Annotated in this window: 29 protein-coding genes; 8 read left to right on the top strand and 21 right to left on the bottom strand. The window is 45.1% G+C overall.

Features of this window, described 5'->3' with window-relative positions; all coding sequences use genetic code 11:
• Positions 1-13 precede the first annotated feature (13 nt).
• The 8 genes from BMY62_RS11975 to BMY62_RS11940 form a co-directional block, all read right to left on the bottom strand.
• Positions 14-1813, bottom strand: coding sequence for a DUF2958 domain-containing protein (locus BMY62_RS11975; protein WP_090660218.1), 1800 nt, complete (start codon positions 1811-1813; stop codon positions 14-16).
• Positions 1814-1892: 79 nt separating this feature from the next.
• Positions 1893-4442, bottom strand: coding sequence for a defense against restriction DarA-related protein (locus BMY62_RS11970; RefSeq protein WP_090660216.1), 2550 nt, complete (start codon positions 4440-4442; stop codon positions 1893-1895).
• A 136-nt stretch (positions 4443-4578) separates the two neighbouring features.
• On the bottom strand, positions 4579-5064 hold the full coding sequence (locus BMY62_RS11965) for a defense against restriction DarA-related protein (protein ID WP_090660213.1): 486 nt from the start codon (positions 5062-5064) through the stop codon (positions 4579-4581).
• Between the two features lie 10 nt (positions 5065-5074).
• Positions 5075-5473, bottom strand: coding sequence for a hypothetical protein (locus tag BMY62_RS11960; RefSeq protein WP_090660210.1), 399 nt, complete (start codon positions 5471-5473; stop codon positions 5075-5077).
• A complete protein-coding gene (locus tag BMY62_RS11955) occupies positions 5470-6018 on the bottom strand; it encodes a hypothetical protein (RefSeq protein WP_143058809.1) in 549 nt (182 codons plus the stop codon). The genes BMY62_RS11960 and BMY62_RS11955 overlap by 4 nt, the downstream gene beginning before the upstream one ends.
• A complete protein-coding gene (locus BMY62_RS11950) occupies positions 6015-6911 on the bottom strand; it encodes a hypothetical protein (protein WP_143058808.1) in 897 nt (298 codons plus the stop codon). Before BMY62_RS11950 ends, BMY62_RS11955 begins: the two co-directional genes overlap by 4 nt.
• A gap of 5 nt (positions 6912-6916) precedes the next feature.
• Positions 6917-7300, bottom strand: coding sequence for a hypothetical protein (locus BMY62_RS11945; protein ID WP_090660202.1), 384 nt, complete (start codon positions 7298-7300; stop codon positions 6917-6919).
• On the bottom strand, positions 7300-7800 hold the full coding sequence (locus BMY62_RS11940; protein ID WP_090660199.1) for a hypothetical protein: 501 nt from the start codon (positions 7798-7800) through the stop codon (positions 7300-7302). Before BMY62_RS11940 ends, BMY62_RS11945 begins: the two co-directional genes overlap by 1 nt.
• A 469-nt stretch (positions 7801-8269) precedes the next feature.
• Between BMY62_RS11940 and BMY62_RS11935 the strand changes: the two genes are divergently transcribed.
• Positions 8270-8830 (top strand): hypothetical protein, encoded by a 561-nt coding sequence (locus BMY62_RS11935; protein WP_090660196.1) that lies wholly within the window; start codon positions 8270-8272, stop codon positions 8828-8830.
• Positions 8831-9129: 299 nt separating this feature from the next.
• Here BMY62_RS11935 and BMY62_RS11930 read toward each other — a convergent pair whose 3' ends face one another.
• The 3 genes from BMY62_RS11930 to BMY62_RS11920 are packed head-to-tail and all read right to left on the bottom strand — an operon-like array spanning position 9130 to position 10785.
• Positions 9130-9912 carry an antA/AntB antirepressor family protein gene (locus BMY62_RS11930; protein ID WP_090660192.1) on the bottom strand — a complete coding sequence of 261 codons (783 nt, stop codon included), beginning with the start codon at positions 9910-9912 and terminating at the stop codon, positions 9130-9132.
• Positions 9909-10226 (bottom strand): hypothetical protein, encoded by a 318-nt coding sequence (locus BMY62_RS11925; RefSeq protein ID WP_090660189.1) that lies wholly within the window; start codon positions 10224-10226, stop codon positions 9909-9911. The genes BMY62_RS11930 and BMY62_RS11925 overlap by 4 nt, the downstream gene beginning before the upstream one ends.
• The gene (locus BMY62_RS11920) at positions 10219-10785 is read right to left on the bottom strand and encodes an SH3 beta-barrel fold-containing protein (protein WP_090660185.1); all 567 of its coding nucleotides are present in this window, start codon (positions 10783-10785) and stop codon (positions 10219-10221) included. The genes BMY62_RS11925 and BMY62_RS11920 overlap by 8 nt, the downstream gene beginning before the upstream one ends.
• A 149-nt stretch (positions 10786-10934) precedes the next feature.
• Between BMY62_RS11920 and BMY62_RS11915 the strand changes: the two genes are divergently transcribed.
• Together BMY62_RS11915 and BMY62_RS11910 are read left to right on the top strand one after the other, a co-directional pair.
• On the top strand, positions 10935-11150 hold the full coding sequence (locus BMY62_RS11915; protein ID WP_090660182.1) for a helix-turn-helix domain-containing protein: 216 nt from the start codon (positions 10935-10937) through the stop codon (positions 11148-11150).
• 244 nt (positions 11151-11394) lie between these two features.
• Complete coding sequence (locus BMY62_RS11910; protein ID WP_090660179.1) at positions 11395-13032, top strand: diguanylate cyclase domain-containing protein; 1638 nt, start codon at positions 11395-11397, stop codon at positions 13030-13032.
• Between the two features lie 260 nt (positions 13033-13292).
• On the opposite strand, the gene BMY62_RS11905 is transcribed toward BMY62_RS11910, so the two are convergent.
• The 3 genes from BMY62_RS11905 to BMY62_RS11895 form a co-directional block, all read right to left on the bottom strand.
• Positions 13293-13985 carry a PEP-CTERM sorting domain-containing protein gene (locus BMY62_RS11905; RefSeq protein ID WP_090660176.1) on the bottom strand — a complete coding sequence of 231 codons (693 nt, stop codon included), beginning with the start codon at positions 13983-13985 and terminating at the stop codon, positions 13293-13295.
• Between the two features lie 200 nt (positions 13986-14185).
• Positions 14186-14896 (bottom strand): peptidoglycan-binding protein, encoded by a 711-nt coding sequence (locus tag BMY62_RS11900; RefSeq protein WP_090660174.1) that lies wholly within the window; start codon positions 14894-14896, stop codon positions 14186-14188.
• Between the two features lie 172 nt (positions 14897-15068).
• The gene (locus BMY62_RS11895; protein WP_090660171.1) at positions 15069-16082 is read right to left on the bottom strand and encodes a GmrSD restriction endonuclease domain-containing protein; all 1014 of its coding nucleotides are present in this window, start codon (positions 16080-16082) and stop codon (positions 15069-15071) included.
• A gap of 511 nt (positions 16083-16593) precedes the next feature.
• On the opposite strand from BMY62_RS11895, the gene BMY62_RS11890 reads away from it, so the two are divergent.
• Positions 16594-17487, top strand: coding sequence for a DUF2971 domain-containing protein (locus tag BMY62_RS11890; protein WP_090660168.1), 894 nt, complete (start codon positions 16594-16596; stop codon positions 17485-17487).
• 73 nt (positions 17488-17560) lie between these two features.
• On the opposite strand, the gene BMY62_RS11885 is transcribed toward BMY62_RS11890, so the two are convergent.
• The 7 genes from BMY62_RS11885 to BMY62_RS11855 form a co-directional block, all read right to left on the bottom strand.
• Positions 17561-17917: a hypothetical protein gene (locus BMY62_RS11885; RefSeq protein ID WP_090660165.1), complete on the bottom strand. Its 357-nt coding sequence runs from the start codon at positions 17915-17917 to the stop codon at positions 17561-17563.
• A gap of 231 nt (positions 17918-18148) precedes the next feature.
• Complete coding sequence (locus BMY62_RS16545; protein ID WP_090660162.1) at positions 18149-18682, bottom strand: hypothetical protein; 534 nt, start codon at positions 18680-18682, stop codon at positions 18149-18151.
• Positions 18683-18937, bottom strand: a complete 255-nt coding sequence (locus BMY62_RS11875; protein ID WP_090660159.1) for a hypothetical protein — start codon at positions 18935-18937, stop codon at positions 18683-18685.
• A gap of 13 nt (positions 18938-18950) precedes the next feature.
• Complete coding sequence (locus tag BMY62_RS11870; RefSeq protein ID WP_090660156.1) at positions 18951-22997, bottom strand: HzsA-related protein; 4047 nt, start codon at positions 22995-22997, stop codon at positions 18951-18953.
• Positions 22998-23008: 11 nt separating this feature from the next.
• On the bottom strand, positions 23009-23290 hold the full coding sequence (locus BMY62_RS11865) for a hypothetical protein (RefSeq protein ID WP_218142978.1): 282 nt from the start codon (positions 23288-23290) through the stop codon (positions 23009-23011).
• A gap of 3 nt (positions 23291-23293) precedes the next feature.
• Complete coding sequence (locus BMY62_RS11860) at positions 23294-23473, bottom strand: hypothetical protein (RefSeq protein ID WP_256207590.1); 180 nt, start codon at positions 23471-23473, stop codon at positions 23294-23296.
• Positions 23466-24296: a hypothetical protein gene (locus tag BMY62_RS11855; protein WP_090660150.1), complete on the bottom strand. Its 831-nt coding sequence runs from the start codon at positions 24294-24296 to the stop codon at positions 23466-23468. The genes BMY62_RS11860 and BMY62_RS11855 overlap by 8 nt, the downstream gene beginning before the upstream one ends.
• A gap of 145 nt (positions 24297-24441) precedes the next feature.
• Between BMY62_RS11855 and BMY62_RS11850 the strand changes: the two genes are divergently transcribed.
• From BMY62_RS11850 to BMY62_RS11835, 4 genes are all read left to right on the top strand, one after another.
• On the top strand, positions 24442-24840 hold the full coding sequence (locus BMY62_RS11850; protein ID WP_143058807.1) for a hypothetical protein: 399 nt from the start codon (positions 24442-24444) through the stop codon (positions 24838-24840).
• Positions 24841-24883: 43 nt separating this feature from the next.
• Positions 24884-25501 carry a hypothetical protein gene (locus BMY62_RS11845; protein WP_090660145.1) on the top strand — a complete coding sequence of 206 codons (618 nt, stop codon included), beginning with the start codon at positions 24884-24886 and terminating at the stop codon, positions 25499-25501.
• A 375-nt stretch (positions 25502-25876) separates the two neighbouring features.
• A complete protein-coding gene (locus BMY62_RS11840; RefSeq protein ID WP_090660141.1) occupies positions 25877-26158 on the top strand; it encodes a type II toxin-antitoxin system RelE/ParE family toxin in 282 nt (93 codons plus the stop codon).
• An 11-nt stretch (positions 26159-26169) separates the two neighbouring features.
• On the top strand, positions 26170-26454 hold the full coding sequence (locus BMY62_RS11835; RefSeq protein ID WP_090660138.1) for a HigA family addiction module antitoxin: 285 nt from the start codon (positions 26170-26172) through the stop codon (positions 26452-26454).
• The last annotated feature ends 117 nt before the right edge of the window (positions 26455-26571 follow it).

The raw sequence follows: 26571 nt of genomic DNA, 5'->3' as shown, positions 1-26571 counted from the left end.
ATTTATTATTCCTTTATTGCAATAATTCTCTTGATTTTCTGGCAACGTATTCCCCATAGGCATTAGCTGCCTGTATGACAAGTTCGTCACTTTCTCCAAGGCGATTCGCGGCCTGTTCGATTTGTTCTGCGAATTCTTCTGAGTCCATGTCTGCGGTGCCGTTGATTACGGATTGAAGAAACGCTCTAGCAGAATCGGTATCTTTGTTGCCGTCGCCATTAAGGTCATTAACAACAGTCCGCTGAATGTCTTTGTACATGTCGCCGGATTCTTGGTCATCGGTACTGCCCGAGTTTTTAATATCACCAACCGTTTTAGGCGTCCAATAGAAATCCAATTCCACGCCGCTATCAATCAATTCCTGAATGCTGATATAACCAAGTTCGCCACCATCACCATACAAATCAGCCAGACCAAATGCCTGCAACTGCTCATCCTCCATATCCTTTTCGGTGATGTACCAGTCAGCCGATCCCTTGAAGTAATGTAAATGAACCACCGCCTCATCGCCCAAGCCGTCCTGACCGTAGGTTTGGGGCATATTTTTAATGATATTGGCGATTTCGATCAGTTTGTCTTTGATGAACTGCCCCTCTTCACCGCGAATTCCGGAAGCAAAGGCAGCCAATTGGGATTTGCCTATAAATTGTTTGAGTATCGGCATTACTGCGTTTACGTCGGCCAGGGTACTTTTTGCTTCTGGTTGCGGTTCTGGCTGCGGGTCTGCCTCCTTGCCTTTCTCGCCAGAATTCAGCGCCTTGTTAAGCATTGATAATGCTTCAGAGTATGGCTTGCCGTTGAGATCGCTAATTTTTTGATCCAAATATTGCTTTCTAACATCAGGCTCAAGCTCCATATATCTTTCACGCAGCCTTTCAGGTATGGCATTCTCAACCATGGTATCCAGAACTTCTTTGGGTTGCTGAATGATTATCCACGCATCCAGGCTGTCATTATTTTTTGCATTTGACTCGGCAAATTCATCCGTGGGGTCGATGGCCGCGTAGAATCTGCCATGTATAAATTCATCCTGGAAGGTCTTTGTACCCATAATAGGGCGCGGCGCGTTCATTAATACCCATCCATCAGGGACGCTCTCAGATATAACCCCAGTTTGGATAAAGTTTGTTTTGATATTAGATACAGCAGACTCAAATCCAGAGCCGGATGGCGTGGTTTTTGTTTCTTCTGGACCATCATCGCCATCAACATTTTTCGCTGCAACCCCCAACAATTCACGAATCTCCTTAATTCTTTTAACAAGTCCAAGCTTCTCCATCCCGGACTTGGCCGCTTCCATGGCCATCCGCAGCGATCCAAGTTCTCGCACATGCCTTAGCTTCTCAGCACCGCTTATCGCGTCAAATATCAGCATAGTGTCAGTAACAGAGTCGAACTCTGCAGGCTGGTTATCAATGTACGGGTATTTCTTTTTCATTTCCGGCGTGCGTAGCAGGTTGCGAGATCCGGAACTACGCGCACGCTTGGTAAAGTAATCATTGATTACGCGCGCATCGTGGGCAAAATCGGCAAGCCGCTGCCTTTGCTCTTGGGTGGCATCTGGAATGCCTGCTTTGCGATTTACGGCCACATCAATTAATCTACGCAAGATTTGCTGCGCACTTTCTTTGTTCATTGTCATTCTGCCGCCAGCAAAGCCCATTAAATCTTGCGGGACTTGGGCTGTAGTAGCATCTGACCTTATGAAATCACGGAAGTATTTGAGCAAATCTGCCGTGGCTGACACGGCATTTTTATCAAGGTCCAGGTAAACACCGCCAGCGGCGTCATAAACTATGCTGTTTTGTTCCATTTCAAACTCCTTTTCTTTGGCTTCCTGTTCAAGAAAGGCGTTTTCTGCCTCGTATTCAATCAGGTCATCGAATGGCGGCTTAACCGTTTGCTTGCTGGTCCAGTTCAGCCCATTTCTCAGCGGCCTTGCCGATCAATTCGTCATATTCACTGCCCATACCAGCATCGATCAGCGCTTTGGCTGAGGCATCGATCTCGTCAAGCAAATCCATCAGGTTTGCGGCATCTTTCGCACCGTCTATGACTGATTGCAGGAAGGCTTTGGCGGCGGTTATTTCTTCTGATTCATTGCCGCTATTTCCATCATCAACCGAAACAGCGTCATCAATCTCTCCAGCTATCTGTTCAGGGGTTCTTGACAGGTCATCAACTATGGTTGCAATCTGGGCGATGCCGCCTTCTCTGCTATTTGAATTAACAGAAACGGTAAAACCAACAATGTTGGCGCCAGCCCCGACTTGCTTGTAACTAAACGATGCCTGATAAACAACACCACCCAACGTTTTACTTAAAGACGTGGCGCCATTCTCTCCATCCCAGTCTACATAGCGAAGCGCATTGCGTACCGCAACAATCCGTTCTTGGAAAAACGAATCCAGCACATCCTGATACTGAATCTGCAAAGACTCATCGGCCATGATTGTGGCGTAGCCTTCGGGTGATGTAGGGTTTAACGATCCAGCACCGCTATTTCCTGATTCATCAATCAGATCAAGCAACTTGTCTAGCCTGGTGGCGTGGTTTATTTCGTGGCCTGCGTCATTAACCGCCTTCCAGCCGTTTATATACTTATGCTCTACTTCTGTTATTTTGTAACCCTTGTACCCGCCAGCATTATTTATTGACTCGAATAGCAATTCTCCGCGATTTGCCATCGTGTCATTTTTTCTAAAATATTTAACAGCCGAATTCCAATCAGGGGTCCAGTCATTTTTAAATAACTCAACCATATTTGTAAGGATTTTCGGCTGATAATCCAGGAAGCTATCGTCATCAATGCCACCCGGTATTGCATCGGCCTCAAGAAGTAATAAATACCTATGCGCCCTACCTATACCGCGCCATTTTTCTTGAGCAGAATTCAGGTCCGCTTCATACTGCTTTTGCAGTGTATTGCCTTTGCCGAAAACAACCCGTTCAATCTCTTCAGCAATCTGTTCTGCAGTCTTGCCAAGATCGGTTTTAACCCTTCCAAAGTCCCCCCAAACACCGGAATCCTCGTCCAGAAATTCAACTGTGAACAGATCGCTACTGCTTCCAGATACACGATAATTGCCCATGGTCATGGCTGAACCATCCTCAAATCCATTCCAGCCTCGCTTGGAAAGTGCCTCTCTGACCGCAATATGCATATCCTCAAGGCTTCTGTCCCGGTCTTCAACTTCGATTTTGAGTGCGTCGCGTTCGTTTTCAGCCTTTTTGAGCTCCGCCTCCAGCGACGCGATTTCATCTTTCAGGCTTTGAATGTTTTGCATGCACTCCGCACGTCTCGCGTTCGCGCGCGCGAATCCTGCGCTGTTTTTCTCGGCCAGCTTCATGATTCGCCGCGCAACCTCTCGAACGTTCAGATCCTGCCCGCGCTCAGGTGCCACAACGATAGTTATATCTTTTTTATTCAGCATCCACTTCCAGGAGATAACCTCATCCGTTGCCGCCATTTTCTTGGGCGTAACATCCGGATTGTGAAGGTAGATAGTTATTGTCTGGCCGTCAGACAGTTCGTAAACAACCGCCACATTTGCGACATTGTTACGTTTGAACGGCTCGGAAATCTGCATCGATACCGGCTTCAGGTCCTTGCCTGTGCGCTCCATGATTCCCTGCAGTATTTCCATCTTGCGCTCGAGTTTCGCGTATGGTGTAACCAACGCATCGAATGCCAGAACGCCTTCAGAGTCCTCGATAATTTCCTGTATTGTTACCGGGTCCATAATCAGCTTTTCGCTTGAATCGGATCTGCGTATTTCATACAAAACATGGTCAAGCGTGCGGCCATTCAGTGGCATGGCATCGTTATTCCAGTAGACTCTTTGTGTCATGGCTTCCAGTCCTTCATGTGGTAAGTCGGTTTTGTTGATAGGGCGGCTTTTATCACCGTTTTTAAGCCACCATTTAAGTTGTGGCACTGTCATCCGGACAATGCTGCCTAAGCCGTTCCAGCCGCGCTCATAACTGCCCATATAGGCGTTTACAGCGGATTCCTGATCATAAAAAGCGATAAGGATCTTATGCTCATCAAAACGGCCATTGATGTGTTGGTTGACCGCGTACACGTACTCGGCATCCGGGAAAACGCCCACAAAACAGTCAACGCCGTCACCGTCAGCGCCCTTGGTACCGCTCAGGTATCCATAATGAGCCGCAAGCCGAGAAGTCCAGCGTTTGCCGGTTTTCTCGTCTATGCCTGTGCGGTACGTGTTGCGGGGTTGTTCGATAGCAATCGGTATGCCGTGAAGACTGAAACGCCCTTTCTTGTAATTACCGGCCTTGCATTGGGCGTCAGTGGGTGTCGGGGTAGAGTTATTGCCGAAAGCGCCGCTATTTGCCATTTCTTCAAGATAGTCAAAATGCGGCTTGTACGGCTTATAACGCTTGGATGCTTCCTCTAATTCGGCATGTGATATAGGCATAAGGTCAACATTCTAAATTTGCAAATTCAGTGTTGAATCTTATGCTCTCGGGAATGGCTAAATGGCGTGGTTTTCCTATTCGTTGAGACTCATATTTGTATCGATATGAGCCTCAAAACCGGTTTGTTACTAATAGTTAAGCTGCAAGCTTCGATCTTAATTCAGCGATTTCCCCATTAACAATGTCGATCGCCTCTTTCAACGCATCGCGCTTTTCGGTCAACGTTTGTTCCATTTTCGGCGCTGCTGTGCGAATTCCAGCGGGCGGCTTGACCTTTGTTCTGGCAAGCAGTTTCTGGAATTTCGCCCGGCCAGAATCCAGCGCCTTGACGATCTCATTGACCGCCGCCTCATGGTCATCCTGATTTTTGATAGGAAGCGGCTTTTTGTTCAGTAACACCTGAAAGATATCGCCGGTCTGCTTTACCCTGAGCACTACAGTCTGCGAATCCGCGAAAGTCAGCATAATCTCACGATAACTCACACCAGCCGCACGTTTTACGCTGGTTGTAACGTCACTCTGCACGACATTCGCTCCCTTGCGCGCGAACTGCCTTTCGATAATCTTACTGGCCTTGTCGCCGGTCGCCATGTCCTGAAAACTGAATAGCATCTTTTTCATCTGCACCCCCTTATTCTGGTAATAGATTGTTGTAAATAAATGACAGCAGCTTGTTTACATCTATCATTCCATTGACTATTAATTGTTCTTTCGGAGGTATAACTGGCGGAGCAACATACTTCACCCAAACCTCCGAATCAAACCATGAATTCGGTGAATTAACGTAGATATCGTTGGTTGATGTTATGTGAATGTTGTCACTAACGTTCACAACCATATCCGTTCCTACATTGAATTCAAGTTCTGTATTAGTCGTCATTACAGCGTCACTCAGGGATGTCAGATCAATGTAGTGGTCATGGTTAATGCACTTGTCGACAACCAGAACAAAACCCTTGGTGACACTTGTGCAAGTCGGGTAATTAGTCGGATCACCCGGCAAATCAAATTCGTCAATACTGCCGGTCATATTATTAATAGTCCTGTAGCTGATTTAAGAACAATCTGCGAGTTGAGTGACCAGATAAGTATCCGGTTATTACTTTTTATTTCTGTTCTGTTGCCAGTCTGCGTATTGAAGTTGCCACCGGACATGATGAAGGTGTTTGATCCAGCCTGGCACTGCAGATCATCGCCAGCTTTCTGCCGAATATCATTTCCGGCAAGATGATTGATCAAAATATCGGCAATCGCTTCTATGTTTTTATGATGCCACCGGCGCCAATCAATCGAATTTCCTGCCTGCGGGTTACGGTACCCGGTAATAACCGGATATCTCGAATCCCCGCCGATAAACTCAATCCAGACAGTATCTCCCGGCAGAATCTCTATCTCGGTAGTAAATTCCCCTTCACGAGATTTGTCGCCAATGGAATACTTGATTTCCGCTTCCGGCAAAACATCGCCGCCATCAGTTAAGCCTGGTATTTCAATACGACATGTACGGCGCTCCTGGTTATATGAATTGACTATTCCCGGATAGATACCGGGCATGTATCCGTATTCATTCATCATTCCTGTAAATCCCCAAGCCAGAGTTTTGTGTACTGATCGCTTCCACTGCCATCCGTGCCACTGAAAAAGGCGTGTGCTGCCGTGATAACGCACAGCGGATCAGCCCCCACTATATTGACCAGATCACCGGCCACAATCCCGGCAGCAAGGTTTATTTTCGATGTTTTACGCTGCACCAGGCACGTTGACATGTTGCGCAACCGCTGAATATTCTTGAAAGGCGCATACCGAACGCTCCTGGCATCCTGACGATCGCCAAATACAAAACTTGCATCGTCTTTCAGCGAATAAAACCAGGGTATTTCATGCCGCTCGATAAAGCCGCTATCAATGTCATCGGAAGCATTGTCCGGCAGGTCCATTTCTGCTTCCTGACTGAACAAATCGGCAAGCCTGAAAAAAGCCAGTCTGCCATCTTTCCAGCGCACAATGCCACCCTCTTCTTGCAGCACCCTGTTGATATGAAAACTCGGAGTATCACCTGCCAGGCAATAAAAACGCGGCACAGGGAAGTCACCATCAACCGACTTGATTGACGCGCCTGCAGCGCGATACAGCGACGACAGGGATACGTTTTCCTTGATAATCGCCCTGCCACGGACAAACGAAACGGTATGGCATGCATTCAATAACGCGGTTATCTGAATTGCATCCATTTCACGCCTGCCTTGCGACACCCGGTTAAGCACTTTGGTCGATTTGATAATGCGCAGTTCATCGCCCTGACCGCCCAGGGTGATTATTTCACCTTCAGCCAGACGGTCGGCCATGTCTTCATCTATCCGGATCTCGGCTTCAAGCGTTACCGGTATCGGCGACATGTCAGAACGAACGACGGCTGACTTTATGAGGTCGCCTCGAATCTGATTGCCGTTATTAAGATATAAAATCACCAGTCTTACACCGTAACAACATGCTGCAAAAACGCTTTTTTTGGTAGATCCATTTCATACTGCGTTATTTCCTGCCCGATCTCGCTTGACGACCTGCCGAACGTGCTCGGACCAAGACCTACGGTTGACTCAAGGTGCAGCGCAGTTTCACGCTCCATGTAGAGCACGAATAATGGCCGTATTAACGCCCATTCAGAATCATTTAACTCGGTATCAGCCGTGATTTTTGGAACTGGCGACGCATCGACATGCGCTTTAAGTTCAGCGTAACCGGCATAGAACACCGTGGCAGCGACCGCTTGAGCAAGAGCAATAGGTGTATCCAGCATGTTGGATATCATTCGCTCTTGCAGCAGGTAATGATCAACGCGATCCGAGATCGATTTCATTAGGTGTAGTCAGAGCTATTGCCAGGTATGATTTCACCAAAGTAGTGGAAAAAAAGAGTCCCGGTAAACATCAACGGTTGCGCTCTGTTCTCCCAGTCACGATCTGGATTATCAACTTGCATGAAGCAGTCCACGATGCGTTTAGCTTTCAAAAACCGTTGCGGCGTGCCCTCATATATTGTTGCGTTGAAGTATCCACCTGATGTCAGCAGATTGATCAGCATATTATCAATGTGACCTTGAACGGTCTCAAACATAGAGATAGCGCCCTGACCGGCTACTTTTGCTTGTTGCGCCTGCCAGCGTGTAGTTCCTAGCGGCATTGGGATCTCTATTTCACCGCCATGCGACAATTCAGGCCACGGCACTTGTTTACATAGCAGGTAATTCTGCTCAAATCCTTCGATTTCAAACGCAAAGTCGCTCGAAATAACCTTGGCGCCATGCGCCTTGGTTACATCGTAATATCCTTTCAAATACTGCGCATTGTTTATGGCCATGATCTGTTTTCCCTATCAGAATTTCACAAATATCGATAGGCAAACTTTATTTCACCGGACTTTCTGCAAACGCGTGGTTTTCCGGTTTTGGATAGCAAAAACCGCCCGGAGGCGGTTTGGATCTACATTTGCAATTTCAGGTCGCTAATTTGTTAGCTTGATGGTGTTTGGCTCACCAAGGCGGACAAAACTGGTAACTGGATTTTTGTTACGAATATTTCTTAGTGTTGCTAAGAAATTGACGGTCTGCAATTGCTCTGTATATAGACAGTATCATGTTACTGTGAAGTGTAGACTTTTCCTCTTAAAGGTAGCAAAAAATTAACTAGTGTTATAGACTTATTATACTTTCTTTCTAGAATGTATGGTTGAAATACAGAACCCTTATAATTGTTTGTTATGTTGGATTGAATAAAGAACCCTTTGGTTGCGATAGGTTGTATATGCGACATTGTTAAAGGAGTGACTAATGAAAAAATTAGCGGTTATTTTTCTTCTGGCGATATCTGTAAGCTCAGCGGAAGCATTTGCAGAAATAGATAACTGTCCAGAATATCCTGCAAATGTGACTACTGATTGGGATGGAAAAGTTGGCGCTTTTATAAAACAGTTAAAAGGCAATGGGGTCGGCGCAAATATAGAAAGCAGCAAACGTAGTTTGCTGAGCAAAGGAAATGAAGAAAACTATCGAAATCAATTATATTTGGCGACACTTTGTCGAGAAGCAAAAACAGACCCCAAATTTAAAGAGTTGTACCGAGAGTTTTTAGCTTCCGTGAGAGAAGAAGGAAAACCAGAACAGTCAAAAATATCTTTCGAGCGACCAACAGCAGATTCTCAGACACAGATTTGGCCGACCCATGCTCCATACTCAGAGATAAAAGAAAATAATGAGTGTGACTATAATAACCCAGGCACATTTGTATGTACATCGGCTGTAAGTAGATGGTGTAGGAAGCAAGGGTTTGCAGGTGGCTTCGCCCAAGAGTTCAACAGCAATATAAGTTTCTATGTGATTTGTGTTAAGTAATTTACATGAACCGACATGCTAGTGTTAACGAACTGCACCTTATATATAAAATCATTACGTGCCTTATCCGAGTAAGCTTGGTCGTAACGATGCCTCCGTCCAAGTAACACGAGGGGCTACAAATACAAACTGTTAATCATTCGCTGAAATATAAAAACATTTTATTTTTTAGACAACGAGTTAATTCCTATCAGCCGCCTTGCTAGCACCCGGCGGCAGAGCGGAACACAAAAAATATGGCGCTGATTGGTATCATGACCCAACCAGCGCTTCAAATCTCCAAACACCCGCTCAAAAAATCACCCGTTCACCGCCACTTCAGTAATCTCCGGTGGAAGCAGCTTTGCCAATTTCTCAAGACCTTCAGGTGTTACTCTGGCCTGTGGCGTAACTTTCTCTGTTCCGTCCGACCTCAAAACGGTGGTCGATTTATGCTCCATCAACCCCCTGTTGAGTTTGTCCTGATACGCACAGTAATACGCACATCCGATGCGCTTGTATATCCAGTGATGACGCTGTAGCCACGAAAACAGACTCTTAGGCTTGACCTGCAGAGTCTTGGCCGCATCAGTGATACACAATGAACCCTCAGCCTTTGAAATCCGGCTCAATGCTTCGGAATCCGCCGTCAATTCCTTGTTCTTTTCTTCCAGCGCCAGAACTTTCTCCGTGTAGCTTAACAATAGACCGCGCATCGCCGAAGGATCATTTAATACTTCATGCACATCAACCGGCTTCGGTTCTCGCGCAATACGCTCGCACTCAATGAAATATTGCCGGGCTTGTTTGCCTTTTTCGTTGCGTTCGACCATTGATAGTTCTTTGGCCATGTCCAATGTAATATGATATTCGGTGATTTTCACATTTTTACGCTCCCCAATTTTGGGGAACGTTAAAACATAATCTCTATCTTCAATAAAATCATATTGATTGATTCTGTCTTTGATCCACGTTGAAAAATCTTTCCCAACTTCCAAAAATTCATGCAACTCCCGCGCCTTCACAGTCTGAATACTCTCACCGTTAATTTCTGACCGCGATACTGGTATCAATGATTCTTGATTCAGTTGATTAGCATTCATTTTTTAATTCCTTTATCCAGTTCAAGAAATGTAGGCTCAATCTTGCCGTTCCGGCAGAGCGCCAAATCAGCGTTTTTCCGCTTATGTTCTTGCGGGAACGGAATGACTTTGCATTTCGCCATGGACTCACCGAGCAATCTGCGTATTTCTTGCATCACGGCTTCAGGGCCAATACCCACTTTTACATGCCTGACAACATTTTTTTCTGCTTCGGTAGCGGTGGCAAGAAAATGATGAAATTCGTTAATGGCTCTCTGAATGCGCATTTCATGGGTCAGGTATATTGTCTTTGCGCTTGGTTTTCTCTTAGCCATGAGGCACCTCCCCGAAACTGAATGCCTGACCGTTCACACATAAACGCTGGATTGCATCGACCGGTATGGAGCGATAACCGCCCTTTTCCATATCGAAGACGGTTAACAAGTTGTGATGCTTCGCGTTGTACGCTTTATCACCGCCGCGCAGATGTTTTTTGACACCTAGCCGACAAATCATTTTTCTCAGTTCGCCATTACTGCGTTTGATAAACTCGACTGAAAATATGGTGCCGTCAGATACGAGGTTTTTTAGGTTCTTCAGGTTAAGGCGAGTTGGAGCAGCAGATTGTGATGCTGAAACTTCAGTTTCAATCTTCTTGATTGCGTCTAGGCCGGCCTGAATGCCGTTGTTCTCGTAATAATATCCGGATGGATTCGCTGTATTGCCTATCGCTTCTACAACGGCGTTTTTCTCTTCCCGAGTCAACGCACTTTCGTTGACCAAAATCACAGCATTGGAACAAGCAATCGCGTTTTGAGATTCAGAGTTACTGGATGACTCAGCCAGCAACACTGACAGCTTATTGGATAGTTCTGTATACTTTGTAGCAGCCATTTTCAACTCCTGAGTAGTTGGTTTTGGTTAGAGCCTGATTGGTGTTCCCGCACCTTTCAGGCTTGTTTTTTCCGTTACGGAGTAATAATATTACGCTTAGACGCAAATTAAGTCAAACTTTATTTACGCTATAGCGTATAATTATTACTATGACGCCAAAACAATGTAAAATGGCTCGCTCTGGATTAGGTTGGACAGTAAGTGAGTTAGCTCAACGAGCAGGTACAAGACCAGCAACAATTAGCAACTTCGAAAGAGGTGGCACTGCTCTAACAACGACTGCAGAATTATTAAAAAAAGCCATTTTATCTACTGGCCGAGTTACATTTAATGGAGAAAACTGCGTTTGCGTGGAGGAGGAGTAATTTTTAAATGACGAAGTCAGACTGTTTCAATAAAATCTCTGCGTATTCTGACAATTTTTGATATTGAAACGCCCACTTACGACCCTGCAGGGACATTCGTCGTGATCAGTCGCCTTTTGAGTATTAATTATTCATGCCAGCTAGTGCTCCTTCACGAATCCAATGATTTAACCGGGACAAATGTTAACGATATATTGAGGAGTCACACCTATTCTATATATCGACCAGTTGTTGACTTACAGCAATGGACAAAATAAGATTTTTTAAACAGTATATCCTGTCGGGTTCTGTGTTTATTACAGGCATCATCGTCTCAGTCGTCATCCATACTTTAGTACTTGAGAACAAAAGCAATCAAAGCGATATTGCGTTTAAGGCCCTAGCCAGCAACTGTGCCAGCGCCATAGTCGAGGGTTTCTCTCATACTTTGTTCGCTATTGAATCCGTAGGTGCCCTGTATGGCTCTTCGCAGAACATTTCCTTTAGTCAATTCGACGCGTTCGTTACACCGCTACTTGAGCGTTTCCCAACCATTACTGCACTGAGCTGGGTCCCTTTGGTCAAGCACAACGAGCGCGAAGATTTCGAACGGACCGCCCGACAGCTGTTTCCCGGATTCCGCATTACTGAAAGTGACGAGCAAAACGAAATAGTAAACTCAACCACGCGACAGATATACTTCCCCGTATATTTCATTCGCCCCTATGAGGGCAACGAAGCTGCGCAAGGCTTTGATCTTTACTCGAACCCTGTTCGGCGTGCTGCTATTGATCATGCGAGCGACAGTACGAAAACTACCAGCACTGCACGACTTCGTCTGGTCCAAGAGAACGGTGATCAACATAGCGTATTAATTATCCATCCCGTATTTCATCATAGTATTTCTGCCAAAGACCAACGTAAGCTCATGGGCGTTGCGTCTGCCGTGTATCGTATCGGAGACGGCGTGGAAAAAGCCTTGTCGCATGTACACTCTGATGGCCTGAATATCTGGTTGTTTGACCGTTCTTCCGAACCTGACAAGCAATTTCTATACTTACACACACCGGAAGATCAGGAAACAAAAAAGGAAGAAATGGAAACCATGCTAGCTGATAACACTAGAAAATACGTACATGAATTCAAACTAGGCGAACGTAACTTTGAATTAATATTAACCCCAGCATCTGACTATTTCACGCTCGATGAAGGCTATGATATTTGGTTGCCTTTGATCCTTGGACTGGGATTCACTAGTTTGCTTGCCGCCTATTTGTCACTCATACGCCGTCGGTCCCAGGAGCTAGCAGCCGGTCAACAAGTCCTTGAACAGCAAATAAACGAGCGGGTTAATGCAGAAAAAAAACTACGGGAAGCAAATCAAAGCTTGGAAGAGCTTAGCCGCAAAGACCACGTAATGGGGCTAGCGAATCGGCGTTATTTCGACGAGCACCTTCAAAATGAATGGTTGCGCGCCACTCGAGATGGCACTTCTCTATCGCTGCTTATTGGAGACGTTGATTTTTTCAAAGCCTATAATGATACATATGGCCATGTCGCTGGAGACAAGTGTCTTCAAATAATAGCAAAGATTCTATCCGATGTAGTTGATCGACCAGGTGACCTTGCGGCACGTTACGGCGGGGAAGAAATAGCCGTCATATTACCGTCCACATCAGAGGCCGGGGCCTACAAAATTGCCGAGAGCATACGTCTCGCAATAGCTGAAATGGCGTTGCCCCATGAGCAATCCCCGATAGCCAAGGTGGTATCGATGAGCATAGGTTGTGGAACGGCTTTACCGAAACAAGGAAGCTCGATGGAGAACTTTATTCGGGCAGTAGACGATGCTTTATATTGCGCCAAACAGAAAGGTAGAAACCAAACAGTAGTCGCTGAGTAGGCAAAAATGAGGTTACAGGTCCAAATATTTTTGCTTTAACTTCGGTGCGATACCAGACACTCCGCCGATATAGAACTCGAAGGTTCGCTTTTGGCCGAAGGAGACTCTAAGCAGTCGGCGGGTGAGAGAATCCATTTTCAACAGAAATAATGCCTCAAATCACCAGCAGACAAAGCGTAGCGTGTTTTTGTGAAATAATCGAGCGATAGCGAGTGCACAAAAAGGCGCGTAGCTTTGACTGTCTGAGTGAATTTGAATTGTTAGGCTTCTTTTATATGATACATTTTGTATCTCAACAAACCAGCAAAACCAATACCAAATAACATCATCGTTGTTGGCTCAGGCACTGAAACAATAGATAAATCCTGATCAACATACGTGCGGAAATACATATCTCTTCCTCCAGCACTGCACCACCCACAGTCTTGCCCAGTATTTTGATCCCATGTTGCAAAGTACCCCCCGCCAGTATAAAAATCACCTAATGAAGAGTGTGGCCCCCAAAACACAACGGATACATCACCAGTTGACCAAGGATCGTCTGTAGAGGAGAGAACTAATGCAAGCTGGTCACCTGCATTTACGACAATATTGCTGGCCAAAAAATCAAAGTGCCAATCAGTTGGGGAGGATGTAATTAAACTTGGACCACTTAGTGTTGAGGAACCTAATATATTAGAATCATCTGGAAAACCGTTAGTATCTAAAGACTGGATAGATACAGTTATATCTGGGTCACTTCCTAAGCCTTGAGCTAGTATATCGATCCCAGTAAATAAGCCAGACATCCCTACCGTGAATGTTTGTGCCAACCTATTTACGTAAGTAATATTATTAGTGCCCCCACCATTGACAGTTTGCGACTGATCAATTACCGGTATAGCATTACTTGGTATTGGTAATAGTAATATCACTCCGAAAACTGCGCTTATTAAAGCCTCTATTTTTTTCATTTTACAATTCCTTGTTTAATGTTCTTTGTTTATTTTAATTGCCTTGTTCTTAAATCTAGCAGTAATTTATCCTCCGTACCTAATCGAAAGCCTAACAGTAAGTAACAAAGAAAACACCAGCCCCAAACGGCGCATTTGCAGTTGAGCGCAGCAAACGAAAAAATGCGTCCGAATTCACGGCCTTGTTAGGCCACGTTTGACTAGGGAGTTACCTCGTTTGGCGAGAAAAAGCCTATTCTCGTCAGCGCCTGAATGCTTCCCATTGGAATTTCAGTATAGCCTGTCATTGGGTCCATCATCAAAAAATCGATCACACCGCGCCGGATTCGAACGCCGTAAATCACGCGCGTATGCATTACAGCCCCTGTCGAATTGTCTACTATGATAACTGGCTTACGATCCCTCAAGAGTTTCAAAACATTTTCAGCGCGTACTTTCTTTCCTACATGCACTTCTCTGAACCGAAGGTCTGTTCCAACCGGACTCATTAAAGCAGCGGTAGAAATATCGCCAGCCGGTTTAAGGTGAGCCGCATACTTCTTCTTGAGGTCCGCGACTGTTAGCCGGGGGCGTCCAGGCCAAGCCCCTTGTAAAACTGATTCAAGACTTGCCGCCCAGCAAAGGTTTAAGATTCCCTGTTTTACCCACGGCGGTTTCGGAAGCTCCCAACGATATGCACCCCTCTCCATAAGAACAGAGTATGTGACAGGTCCGACTTTGCCGTCGTCGATGAGGTTCATCAATCTCTGAAACCACTTGACGGCTTCCTCAGTTTTTCCTCCAAACTGACCGTCCGGGTTGAGACGTGGTGTATGACCATAATCATTGAGAGCACGTTGGACGCGTTCAACATCTGGGCCTGAAGAGCCTCGTCCAAGCAATCGATGTGTCTTCCACCACAGATTAGACATAATTCCTCCAGTCGTTTGTTAGGTGCAATAACTCTTTCTCAGGTTCCATCCCGACACCGGCATTCCTCGGCCTAATTAGAATTTAGACGTTCGCAATATATTACGTCAAAAATGAAATCCGATATCATAAGTTGCATGCTATCTCCTAAATTTTGGCTTAAAGACATAAAATCTAATTAAGACACCGGTTTTGTATACCTTCCCTCTGCACATCTGACAAATCCAGATGATATTTGTCCACGATATAAAGAAAACTGTCTACGTATGTACAGTGATACTCAGTATTATCTGGCATCCAGTCAATAGGAGATCTGTCGCCCTTGCTTCTATTGGCGGACGCTGATACGGGCAACAAGTTTTCAATATCATTATAGAATTGGTGCTTAAGTGTTAACGACCAGTTTGCAGCACCATGCTCGTGCGCAAAACCAATTGGTACTATATGGTCAATATCCAGATCGGATGAATCAGCAAATTCTGTTGCAGTATACGGATCTAGCCACAGGCCGGCGCTTATATCACATGAATCGTTTGTGCCAGAATTTTGATTAAATATTTTTAAAACCTCATCCCTGGTGTCACGACAATCTCTATCCTCATCAATCCATCTACCCCAGAGATCTCTATCGTACTCAACTGAAGCTTGGTGGTTCTCTGCTTTATGGCGTGAATAGAATAAATTGAAACATTTAGAAGTACTGTCGAGCTCTAATCCCGCTTGATAATTTGCAGTGCCAACATTTATATCGAAAACAGTCAGAATTCGCGTTATAAATGAAAACTTGCCGCTATATTCAGTACACTCTTCTGCAGATAATTCCAGCGCAGTGATACAAAACTTATCACCGCTTAAGGCTACCTCTAGGTCATATGCACCATTAATAGTATTTACGCATTGTAAATTTGCAGTTTTATCTATGTAATTGCTTGGAATCTCATTAAATTCACCGCGCAATATTTGCGAGTTCTGACTTGCAGCAGGATAATTTCTTGGCGTTGTATCCGGTTTTGGCTCCGGAACAACAGGTACTGTAGGAGTCGATGGAGAAGAAGGCTCTGTATCATGGCAATGGTATCCGGTACCGCCCACATTATCGTTGTGACAGCCTTCTGAATTAGTACGCCCACCGTGTGAGTAAACAGAGGTTGAAAATAGAAAAAGTAATATTAATACCGAGAGCTTCATATTTAGACTTCGTTTCCTGTCTTATTTATTATCTAAACCAAAAACCCTCTTTGCCTCAAAGGTTTTAATGATATGAAATCAGTATATTACATTGAATATTGATAAAATCGATAGAAATATTTGTGTGATAGTGCGCAATTACGGCCGTATCGCCTGATATTGATCCGGCATGGTGGCTTTTACAACCGCGGATGTTACTTTGGCGTATAACGATACACTGTAGATTCATCTTATGTTGCTAACTATGATGTATTGGCCACGTTCCCGCTACGGTAGAAAATATCAGAAAAAAATAGAATAATTTCATACCCCAGAACAGTGAGGAATTCGGTGTTCGGTTAAAATGCCCTATAGATAATGATCAGATATTTTCTTCTTCACTTTGTGCGGCATTAACCGGTAAATGATATTCAGCAAATAAAGATTTGTCGCAAAATCCATAATACGACAGGTAAATTAAGTGAATGATTAAAATCATAATTTCTTCCAGCCATAATATAAGCTAGTATTTATGGAATATCCAGATAAGCTATATAAATTTTTATCTCCAGAAAGAATCGATATTTTAAATAATAAACTAATACGGTTCACCCAACCATCCGCGCTAAATGATCCATTTGAATTACAACCAGTATTTGGCGAAATCTTTTCTGACAAAGAGATGGATGATATGCTTAAAATAGATTTTAAACTTGTTGAAGAAGAACTAAATAAGAAGCTTTCACACCTTCAACGAAGGGAACGAAAAAAATTAGTAAAAAAACTTGTCTCTCAGGCCCAAAAAAATCCACAGACTCTTCAAGAAGAAATAAAAAACATAATTCCAATTATAAAAAACGAAATGACCAATTTTACTCCTAGAGCTAAAGAAATGTTTTCTGACGCTCTTCAGAAAATTGGAATATTAAGTTTATCAGAGAAAGCAAACCACCCACTTTTATGGGCGCACTACGCCAATTCACACAAAGGATTTGCGATAGAATTCAACACAAATCACGAATTTTTTAATAGACGACGATCAGATAATGACGAGTTATTTCATTTAAGAAAAGTCAAATATATCGACAAATTACAGGGCGATCGTACACTCCTGCAAATAAATGGTGATGATATCTTTGCAACCAAAGAGATTTCTTGGGAATATGAATCTGAATGGAGAATACTGGCACCATTAAAAGATGCAGATGTCACAGTAGATGGTATAGACAAAATATTTCTATTCTCACTTCCCTTATCTTCTATTTCATCAATTATCATAGGCGCATTAACTTCGGACAACCTTTATAATGAAATAAAAAAGATTCTTCTATCAGTGGATTTTAGTCATATCGAACTGAAAAAAGCTAGGCTAGATCATTCTACTAGAATGATTCATATAGTGAAGGATGGACTAATACAGTCTTAATAAGACAGTCTCTTTAATACACGTTATTTCACGCCCTACTCGCGCTTTATATTTTAGTAAGCCAGGGATTTTTCTAAATATCCCACGTCAAACTAATATTGATCCCAATTGGAAAACCAATGCTAATTGTTAATGATTTAGCTCCTAGTTTTTTTCCAAGCATACTTGCATGAAATTGATATTTCTTTATAGTTTTTTGTAAGTTTGTAATTATGCCGGGAACCTTGCTTCCAGCAGCACTTAGAAAGTTTGTCATTTTAACCAACACGCATAAACCAGCTTCAGCATCATTTTTTTTAATAAATATCGCAATTTGTTCAAATTCATATTCAAGATAAGAGTCAAGCGATTTAAAAATTAATTCTGCTTCTTCTTGGGATATTACACCAGCACTTTCCCATTTATTGGCAAGCTCTGCAATGCTTTCCATAGTCGTCCCTCCCATAATTTCTAATGAAGAAAGCTATATGTTGCCACATATCTTCCACATTTTTGCCGTTATCCGCAACAGGGTGGTTTTGTGATTATTTGGTATTACAATCATTCAAAAAAATGATATATAAACTGAAGATCAAGCGGCTTGAATTATTATCCGTGTTTGGTCAGCAGCAGCCGATCTAGGAATGCACAGAATAGTCACGATAATCACGGCACACCATGATCATTCGACAACCTCAACAACACCTTCCAACTCCTGCTTGACGGCCTTAAAATAGGCTTTCAACGTTTCCCGTTCCCGGTATAACTCCCACAGTTTATCGCTCAGTTCTGACTCTGAGACTCGTATGTCTTGAACGTCTTGATAAACTCCTTGGGTGACTCGTACTCCAGGTTTACTGGCGGGTTTAACACCGACGCCGGTACTTTCGGCTTGTCCACGCATGGCGTTTTCATTACAGGCGGTGCTTTTGGTACGGAACTGCACCCTGCGAGCATCAGCAAGATCACTATTAAGCTGATTAAGTGTTTCGTCTTTTTCATTGATTGCCCTCAATAGGTTGATTTCGTTCTGCTCATTCTGCTTTGCGACACGATCCATGGCTTCACCAAGTTCTTTGGCTAGAACTTCACGTTGCTCCGCATACATTTCAAGCCACTCCGCTTTTTCCAGTTTTTTGCCGTGATTGATACCACCAATCCATGTACCGCCGATTGAAACCAGAAAAGCGATTATTCCAATTAACCATATCTGCATTTATTGCTCCTTCTCTTTGGCGTCTTTCCTGTCCTTTGAATAGTAGCGATACAGATAACCGAGCAACGCTAACGGCAACCCGTCTTTGGATGCGATAACGGTAGCAACCTGAGTGGCAGTAAAATCGCTATCCAGCGCTTTCATGGCAAACAGAAAAGACTCATGCGACGCCATAAACAAGTACCCCATGATGATAATCATGAAGATTCTCCTGAACAGCATCTTGTTTTCAAACTGATCCTCAGCCCATCCCATTTTTAAATCCCTCCTATGGGTTTTCTACTGTTACCCTGAAACCACCAATCCGGTGCATGTCCTCTTCATCCAGGATGAATACAACAATTTTATATACGCCAGGAGTCGAATATTGGTGCGTTGTCTGACTATTCGCTACGCCGTCACCCCAGTGAACGAGTATTGACTCGATTGTGTCGTCACCCGGATCGGTTGAATCGATTGTTATCGTGTAATCAACGCCTGCCGTGGCCGTTGCAGCACCGGTAATCGTGCCTTTCCTTGGCACATCGCGCGTTATCAGCGTGAAGGTATCCGTAGCTTCATCAACGCCCGCAACGTCGACCACAGTAACGGCCACATCCATTCTTGATGTTTTGTTGCCATCAGCCATGAACCTGCTGATAGTGAATGATGAAGATCCAGCCGGAATCGTGCCGTTTGTGGTCTCAACCCCTCCCCAGTCAACCGAATATGTCCAGCCGTCGCTATTCGTGTCTTCACCGTCAGTCAGGGTGACAACGCGCTGGAATGTATTACCCTCGTAGACGAACGCGCGACCACCGGCATCAATGCTTAACGGGTCGGGATCTCCGCCACCACCTGCAGGGTCAATCGTGATCGTGAATGTGTCATTATCCGTATCGCCCACATCATCCGTGATTGTCACGGTCACAGCACATGAACCGGCTGTACTGAATAGCCTGCTAATGCCGAATGATGATTGACCAGCCGCGACCGACACGCCGTTTTCCGGCGTTCCGCACCAGTCAATATCAACCGTCCAGCCGTCAGAGCCAGCATCTTCACCGTCCGTAAACGTGATTGTTCTGCTGAAAGTATCGCCCTCGGTGATGGTTTCGTTGCCACCTACGCTGATTGACACCGGGTCCGGATCTGGAGGCGGCGATGTATCACCCAGGCCCATCAGATAGCCAGCTGTAAATTCAACGGTACGAGAATTGGTGGCTATGTCGCTCACCGTTGCCCTGATTACCTGGTTCGGGTCTGATATGGGCGTGCCGAGCGTGATTGATGTAATGCCGTTCATACTTGCCGGTCCGGCAAGGTTGGCGCCGCATGAGGCACCCGACATAAGGCACACATTAAGCGAACTCGGATCTATGCCTGAACCCAAATCAACCGTACCGATAATAATGTGCGTTATTTCATCGCTGACGTTCTTTGTTACGTCCACATGGATGGTTGGCGGCATTTTGTCTGCGGTTATTCCTGGTCCTGCCTGCGCCCCGGTATCAATCCAGCGCGCTATCCACCGCAATTCTTCATCGGTAATGCCTGTTGCCGGATGCGCAGCGCCATAATCAAGGTCGCCTGAATATTCCCCATCCGTGTTGTTGTCCGTCCTCTCGCCCTTGGCCTTCCAGTACAACGGGCTACGGCGCGAATTGAACGCCGCAATGTATTTTGAAATGTAAGGACGGTTAAGGCGCGTATCGCCACCATACGAATGCTTGTAAATCTGCCATGGATAAGTATCTGGATCATCTTCATCATCCAAGCCCGTCTGATTTCTGTCATAAACAAGTCGCCAGTACGTCGATTTTATCGTGTCACTAATATTATCGGCAGGGTCTACCGGGTTATGATCCAGTACTAAGCCTTTCTCGCGCCCGGATGAGAAAGTGCCCGATATGGAATGACATGATGCGCACCTGTTCAACAGGATCGGCTTGATATGATCGTCATAATTGACGACAACTCCGTATCCGCTGACATTGTTATACACCGGGTCTCCGTTACCGTCAGTGCCAGCCAGTAGTGGCACCGTGCCACGGCCTAGCTGGAAAGGCGTATAACCTGGTGTTGCAGCATGGGATGAAGCGAAAGTATTGCGCGGCGGATGCTGTGGCGAATGTCCTACGTGACAGCCTCCACAGGTTTTAATCTCCCCAGGTTTAACGTGTTGCCATGTCTGGTCGACTGCAAGGTTTCTACCCTCGCAATCAATCGCCATCATGGTGTAAGGCACGTTCGCCGGGATCTCCACAAGAAAGCTTGTGTCCTCATGAATACCGTCAGTTTCCATGATCGGATCACCTAGCCCATCCTTGTTACGTGTGTACAGATCGCCAATAATCGCTACGCGCTCGCCGGTCGTGCCGAATACCTGATAAAACGTATTAGCAGAATCATTGTGGTGCATCTGGACAAACCGAACACCGCAGAAATCATCATCGGTAATGCCTTCAATCGTTTGCGTTCCCTGGAGGTTAAATGCATGCAAATCTACGTCCACCAGACTAGGAACACCGCCAGCCGGCTCAATCTCTCTATCCGTGATTGAAGCTGCACCAACAAAGCCAAACGGCGCTCCCTTCGGCAAATCAGGGCTCTTGATTGGATCTAAAACGGCGGGCTCAGACACACCGTAAATGTTTGTGTACGGCACCACGGCGCGCGCACCGAACTCGTGATTATCCTTGGTATCTACAAGCATTACCAGGTCATCAGGGTTTGTTACCGGTATTGATGTGGCTATGTAGATCCCTAGATTGCAACCCGGTATGTCGGATGTGTAGCCATTACCATACGCCTGCAACGCCTCACCTAACGATGTGATATGGTTGATTGTTAGATCATAACCATTATTATTGACAGAAAACTGTGGAGGCGTAGCGCCGATAGCTGTAAACGGCGTATCACTATTACCAACCACGCTGCATGCGCCTTTACCCCAGACAAGACCTAACTCACCATCCCCGGCAGGTATTGCAAACGGCCATCCAACCTTGCCTGAGTACGGCAGCCCGGATGTGTAATTGGGATGAGTAACCGGGGTATTTGGGAAGCCGTACATTACCGTCGACGTATCGTCATGGGTAGTCGCCCACGGCGCGACATCATACCCAAATTTAGGCAGATACTGATCTGCTTCGTTTAAAACAACGTGTGGGTCTTCACCTTCCTCACCGAAATTGCCAGGCAATGGATAGCAAGGAATTACCCCTAACCCATTATTCCCGCCCCTATAATAGTCAGCAAAACAAATATCCTCATTTGGTCGTTGAGCAAAGAAATGTAGTGCATTGAAGTCTTTGCCGGCACTGGTTACAGCTGCCTGCGGCGTATGCTGGCCGATTAACGGGAAATTTCTCGAGCCATCCGGGAACTGGGTCCATATTTTGAATAAATTAATAACGGTATTAGAGCCGCCCGGTGTGCCTTGCGTCTTGCTAAACGGGATGCCCATGCCAGTTTGCCAACTGGAGTAAGCAACGCGGCCATCTTTCAGAACGATAGGATGTTGCTCTTGAGTCCTTGCATGAGCCGACGCCAGTTCCATGTCTTTGCCGCTCGCGCTCATCGTCCAGATTGCCATAACCGGCTCTGATGCCTGGGTGTGCTGGATTACATTAGATGTTATGTTCGGCAGGCTAGTGCCAGACCGGGTAGACACAAACCCTATTCGACCATCAGGACCAGGTATAGGGAATGGCGACACATCCCAAATGCCCGGCGTGTAGGTTGTTAAAGTTGATGTTGCCCCGCCAACGACATGCTTTTTGATATGAGCGCCCTGAGACCATATAGACGCATTCGGAATCGGTTTAAATCCAAAGCCGCCTTCAGATCCCTCTTCGTCAACCCCTAATTTCGCATCAGGGTGGTAGATCTGATCGTTGAATTTTTCGCGCCGATAATACACAGTCCCATGGTGGACCGCGTAATAGATCGCTGTCCCGTCAAACGACACATGCGGATCAAGTGCGGTACACGTATTCGTCCCTTCGACACCACTGCCGGCGTTGAACGTTGATGAGCAGTCTTCAATTACAGTCTCGACTCCAGCAGCGTCACGATAGATCAAATCGCACGGAGTAATAAATGTAAGGTCGATCGTATTTGACAGCGGGAAATTAACCTCGTTGAACCGGTCCAAAACGTCGACCTTAAACGTTCTCTCCGCGTACACGACGCTATCGTCAGACAGCGTGACATTGCGCCCGTCCGTCCATTCAGGCGTGGCGGGGCAACGTGAAAACGCAATCGGCACCGCCGAGAACGCCTCGGATGCCACCAACAACATGAAAAACGCAATAAATAGTCTTGCTAACATGGTATCTACGCCTACGTGATAATCTGCTTAATCTTCATTACAATGCCTTCCCAAACAGCCAGGATCACTGCCCCGGTTATAACCGTCACAGCGACAATCATTCCGCGCTCAGTATATTTACGCATTCGCCCGCCAAATCTCAGGTCTTCCCGGAATTCATTTACGCTTTTCTGGTCGTCAACATCAACCTCAATAAGCTTGAATACTTCCCTCACGGCCTTGTCAGCAGCCGCATTTGACGCCATCTTGCAATGGTCCGGTATATCGTCGGTTTTCTTGTTACAATCACTCATAAATCACCCTTTTGGTAAAGATTTGGCCAGCACCCCAATCGATCTGATTACACCGTTGAGCCGCGAAATAATCTCTGCCTGCACCTTGGCTTCTGATTCTCTGGATTTTTTCCAATCCTCGAACGACTTGCTTTTAAAAAAATCCTCGGCCAGGCTTGCCGGCATTGATAGTGCTTCAGTCATTGGTGTATTTGCGTACAGGCTCAGACTGAACGCTATGCTCAATAGGTTTTCGCGCCAGGTCATGCGCGATTCTGGAGATGCATTGACGTACCGGAAATCGGGCGGGCGACATACTTTCTGCCACCCCCTCCCCTTCTTTTGGAACAGGCAATGCGACAATGCCTTCGTTACTAAAATTTGTTATGAATAAGTGATGCAGATCATTCCGGCCTTCCATGTACATGAACATCAACTGTTCAAACTCGCTTTCCGGGTATGCTGAAATGATCTTTATTTTTTCAAGGATGAATGCATCGAAATCGTTTTGCTTTTGCACCGGGTCTGGCATCGATTCTCCCTCACGCACAAGCTGGCACGCCATGCCGCCCAAAATCCAATGCAGCCGCCCGTCAATTCCATCTATCTGGCCGACCAGCCGCTCAATCGACTCCGCCATGGCGCCGGTCAGGTGCCTGATATGCCATTTGTCTTGGTGTAGTTCACCCAGTGATATGCTTTCGTCTTGTAACGCGGCATCCTTCGATGCGTCCAGGTAATCCGTTAAATGTGCTCCGCCCTCTAACTGGAAATCCGGACCGGTATCGGATGTAACCGACAGGTAATGGCACACTGCCATGATGCGCTCTTGCACGGTCCAGTTCTGCGGGTTGTCCATGCCCTCAATCGTTGACTGGACACCGGCTTTAGTCGAATTCAGGAATGTTGTACACAAAGCCTCTTCAAGATGCGGCGGCGATGATGCAATGGCGATCGACTCGCCTATGGTGAGCTCGCGCATTTGTAACGTCATGCGACGCAGGCGCAAAGGTTTGATATTCAGCATTTTTCTCGGTGAATTAATTCAATAGAGAAATTTTGACCTCTCCAGAACTTGAATTCTGTCTGTTTTTCCGACTGCGGCGCATGCTGCAATACATGCGGGCGTGAATTATTTTATGATTGCCATAACATAGGGTAACTATTCGCGTATGGAAACGACTGAAGAGAAACCGAAAAAACGCAAGAAAAGAGCGAGCCCGAACCGGATTAAGCACAACAGGATGGCCGCGCTCATTGCGAAAACAGAAGGCTTTGGCTTGCTGAAAAACAAAAGCCAAAGATCAGAACTCGCCAGTGAGGTAATGGCCAGGTACGGTGAAGATATTTTCCACAAACGCTATTACGGCATCATTGAAACCGCAGAGTGCATTTACTGGTTCGGGATATTGCCCCGAAAAGTGAACGAACTGATTGATACCTATGATTCTGCGAAAGATATAGCGAAACTGCTAGGACACACTGAATTACGCATTCAAAGGGCGATGGATCACGTTGTTTCGGACAATATTAATAATATTCTTGATGATGCCGATAAATGGACAGGTTAAGCATTCAGATCATTTTGGAATAATTTATGGAATATTTTGCAGGATGACCACGAGAAAACCAAAAGAATGCAGCAAGTGCGGAGGCACCGAGTTTTACAAATGCGGCGGCTGCAAACAATGCAAAAAAGAACGAAATCGTGAATGGGTGGCAAAAAACAGGGATAAATACCTTGATTACATGCGCGAAGCGAATAAAAAACATGCGGCATCCAAAAAGCGATACCACGAAGCCAACAAAGCGGACCGTCTAGCAAAAGACAGGGTACGATATGCCATTAAAAAACATATCTACAACGGAAATAAAAAAAATAAAATTTATGACGGCAAAACGTACCGAGAACACTATAACGAACTGATGAGGAAGTGGAAACGCAGAAATAAACACAAAACATGCGCCAACGAAGCATACAGGCGAGCAATGCTTATTCAAGCAACGCCACCCTGGGCGAACAAAATTCTTATAGAAAAGGTTTATTCAGTATCAAGAGCCAGGACTGAAGAAACAGGAATAAATCATAATGTTGATCACATCGTGCCGCTTATCTCAGATATTGTATGCGGTCTTCATGTACACGAAAACCTGCGGGTAATTACCGCTAAACAAAATATCAATAAAGGTAACAAATTCAATACCACGACGGTAATCACAACAAATCAATAGTCTTATACCCCACCCAATCATCGCGATCAATGAGCCCTAAAAAAAATTCCGGCACATCATTTTTGACCAAATAAGGAAGGAAGGTCGATGAAAGGATGTACGAGACATGATGCGCCGGAAAGTGTTTCCTGCATAACTCTTTCATTCCAACCATCCGACTACGCAGTCACGGTGCGCTGGTTGGTGCGGTAGTTTCGTTTCACATTTAAGGGCTTAGAAAAGCTAATTATACACATCCCCACCAATAATGCAAATGATAATAGTTCGTATTATTGTAAAATCTTATCTTTTGCTATAACTGGTAAGATCAGTGATTAATTCAACAGGGCAGCAATAACGATTGACGTTATTAACGCGTTACGTTAATATACGTACATGATTAAGAGTTACCGCAACATAGAAACCGAGCAAGCGCACAAGGGTATTTTTTCAAAAAAATTTCCAACGGAAATCGCCAAACGGGCAAAAATGAGGCTTGACAGGATCAATGCTGCTAACGAGATTGATGATTTGAGAGTACCGCCATCTCACAACCTTGAAACACTCTCAGGTGACCGTAAAGGTCAATACAGCATTCGCATAAACCACCAATGGCGTGTTTGCTTCAAATTCGAGAATGGTAACGCTTACGATGTTGAAATAATAGATTACCACTAGGAGAAAACACCATGACAACCATAATCGAACCAATCCACCCAGGAGAGCATTTGGCAGAGTTTCTTGAAGAATATGGTATTACTCAATACCGTCTTGCAAAAGAGATTCACGTGCCAGCACGAAGAATTAATGAGATCGTTAAATGTATTCGCAGCATTACTGCTGACACTGCCATACGCCTTGGCAGATACTTCGGTAATAGTCCACAATTCTGGCTCAACTTGCAATCAAATTATGATATCGATATTGCCAGCAAAACTATAACCGATACTATTAATCCAATTTCGCCATGTTAATTTTTCGATTTGTTAATATTCAACTAGAGTTTAGAGCGAGCTTACTCCTCCAGGCTAATATTTTTTAGCCTGTTTTAGCTAGTCGCCCTATGTTTTTTCCTTTTGTTACGCAGTCTT

Origin of the sequence: Nitrosomonas marina (genome assembly GCF_900111605.1) — a bacterium.
GTDB lineage: Bacteria > Pseudomonadota > Gammaproteobacteria > Burkholderiales > Nitrosomonadaceae > Nitrosomonas > Nitrosomonas marina_A.
Note: the sequence above shows the minus strand (reverse complement) of the source record. Positions and strands in the feature narration are given on the sequence as shown.

What these genes read in the sequence shown, in the direction of transcription:
- BMY62_RS11865 (WP_218142978.1), bottom strand. Translation starts at nt 23,290, where the DNA reads ATGAGTGATTGTAACAAGAAAACCGACGATATACCGGACCATTGCAAG.
- BMY62_RS11935 (WP_090660196.1), top strand. Translation starts at nt 8,270, where the DNA reads ATGAAAAAATTAGCGGTTATTTTTCTTCTGGCGATATCTGTAAGCTCA.
- BMY62_RS11860 (WP_256207590.1), bottom strand. Translation starts at nt 23,473, where the DNA reads ATGACTGAAGCACTATCAATGCCGGCAAGCCTGGCCGAGGATTTTTTT.
- BMY62_RS11920 (WP_090660185.1), bottom strand. Translation starts at nt 10,785, where the DNA reads ATGGCTGCTACAAAGTATACAGAACTATCCAATAAGCTGTCAGTGTTG.
- BMY62_RS11905 (WP_090660176.1), bottom strand. Translation starts at nt 13,985, where the DNA reads ATGAAAAAAATAGAGGCTTTAATAAGCGCAGTTTTCGGAGTGATATTA.
- BMY62_RS11890 (WP_090660168.1), top strand. Translation starts at nt 16,594, where the DNA reads ATGGAATATCCAGATAAGCTATATAAATTTTTATCTCCAGAAAGAATC.
- BMY62_RS11895 (WP_090660171.1), bottom strand. Translation starts at nt 16,082, where the DNA reads ATGAAGCTCTCGGTATTAATATTACTTTTTCTATTTTCAACCTCTGTT.
- BMY62_RS11885 (WP_090660165.1), bottom strand. Translation starts at nt 17,917, where the DNA reads ATGGAAAGCATTGCAGAGCTTGCCAATAAATGGGAAAGTGCTGGTGTA.
- BMY62_RS11855 (WP_090660150.1), bottom strand. Translation starts at nt 24,296, where the DNA reads ATGCTGAATATCAAACCTTTGCGCCTGCGTCGCATGACGTTACAAATG.
- BMY62_RS11915 (WP_090660182.1), top strand. Translation starts at nt 10,935, where the DNA reads ATGACGCCAAAACAATGTAAAATGGCTCGCTCTGGATTAGGTTGGACA.
- BMY62_RS11925 (WP_090660189.1), bottom strand. Translation starts at nt 10,226, where the DNA reads ATGGCTAAGAGAAAACCAAGCGCAAAGACAATATACCTGACCCATGAA.
- BMY62_RS11940 (WP_090660199.1), bottom strand. Translation starts at nt 7,800, where the DNA reads ATGGCCATAAACAATGCGCAGTATTTGAAAGGATATTACGATGTAACC.
- BMY62_RS11845 (WP_090660145.1), top strand. Translation starts at nt 24,884, where the DNA reads ATGACCACGAGAAAACCAAAAGAATGCAGCAAGTGCGGAGGCACCGAG.
- BMY62_RS11930 (WP_090660192.1), bottom strand. Translation starts at nt 9,912, where the DNA reads ATGAATGCTAATCAACTGAATCAAGAATCATTGATACCAGTATCGCGG.
- BMY62_RS11840 (WP_090660141.1), top strand. Translation starts at nt 25,877, where the DNA reads ATGATTAAGAGTTACCGCAACATAGAAACCGAGCAAGCGCACAAGGGT.
- BMY62_RS11875 (WP_090660159.1), bottom strand. Translation starts at nt 18,937, where the DNA reads ATGGGATGGGCTGAGGATCAGTTTGAAAACAAGATGCTGTTCAGGAGA.
- BMY62_RS11945 (WP_090660202.1), bottom strand. Translation starts at nt 7,300, where the DNA reads ATGAAATCGATCTCGGATCGCGTTGATCATTACCTGCTGCAAGAGCGA.
- BMY62_RS11835 (WP_090660138.1), top strand. Translation starts at nt 26,170, where the DNA reads ATGACAACCATAATCGAACCAATCCACCCAGGAGAGCATTTGGCAGAG.
- BMY62_RS11975 (WP_090660218.1), bottom strand. Translation starts at nt 1,813, where the DNA reads ATGGAACAAAACAGCATAGTTTATGACGCCGCTGGCGGTGTTTACCTG.
- BMY62_RS11960 (WP_090660210.1), bottom strand. Translation starts at nt 5,473, where the DNA reads ATGACCGGCAGTATTGACGAATTTGATTTGCCGGGTGATCCGACTAAT.
- BMY62_RS11910 (WP_090660179.1), top strand. Translation starts at nt 11,395, where the DNA reads ATGGACAAAATAAGATTTTTTAAACAGTATATCCTGTCGGGTTCTGTG.
- BMY62_RS11970 (WP_090660216.1), bottom strand. Translation starts at nt 4,442, where the DNA reads ATGCCTATATCACATGCCGAATTAGAGGAAGCATCCAAGCGTTATAAG.
- BMY62_RS11850 (WP_143058807.1), top strand. Translation starts at nt 24,442, where the DNA reads ATGGAAACGACTGAAGAGAAACCGAAAAAACGCAAGAAAAGAGCGAGC.
- BMY62_RS16545 (WP_090660162.1), bottom strand. Translation starts at nt 18,682, where the DNA reads ATGCAGATATGGTTAATTGGAATAATCGCTTTTCTGGTTTCAATCGGC.
- BMY62_RS11900 (WP_090660174.1), bottom strand. Translation starts at nt 14,896, where the DNA reads ATGTCTAATCTGTGGTGGAAGACACATCGATTGCTTGGACGAGGCTCT.
- BMY62_RS11955 (WP_143058809.1), bottom strand. Translation starts at nt 6,018, where the DNA reads ATGATGAATGAATACGGATACATGCCCGGTATCTATCCGGGAATAGTC.
- BMY62_RS11870 (WP_090660156.1), bottom strand. Translation starts at nt 22,997, where the DNA reads ATGTTAGCAAGACTATTTATTGCGTTTTTCATGTTGTTGGTGGCATCC.
- BMY62_RS11965 (WP_090660213.1), bottom strand. Translation starts at nt 5,064, where the DNA reads ATGAAAAAGATGCTATTCAGTTTTCAGGACATGGCGACCGGCGACAAG.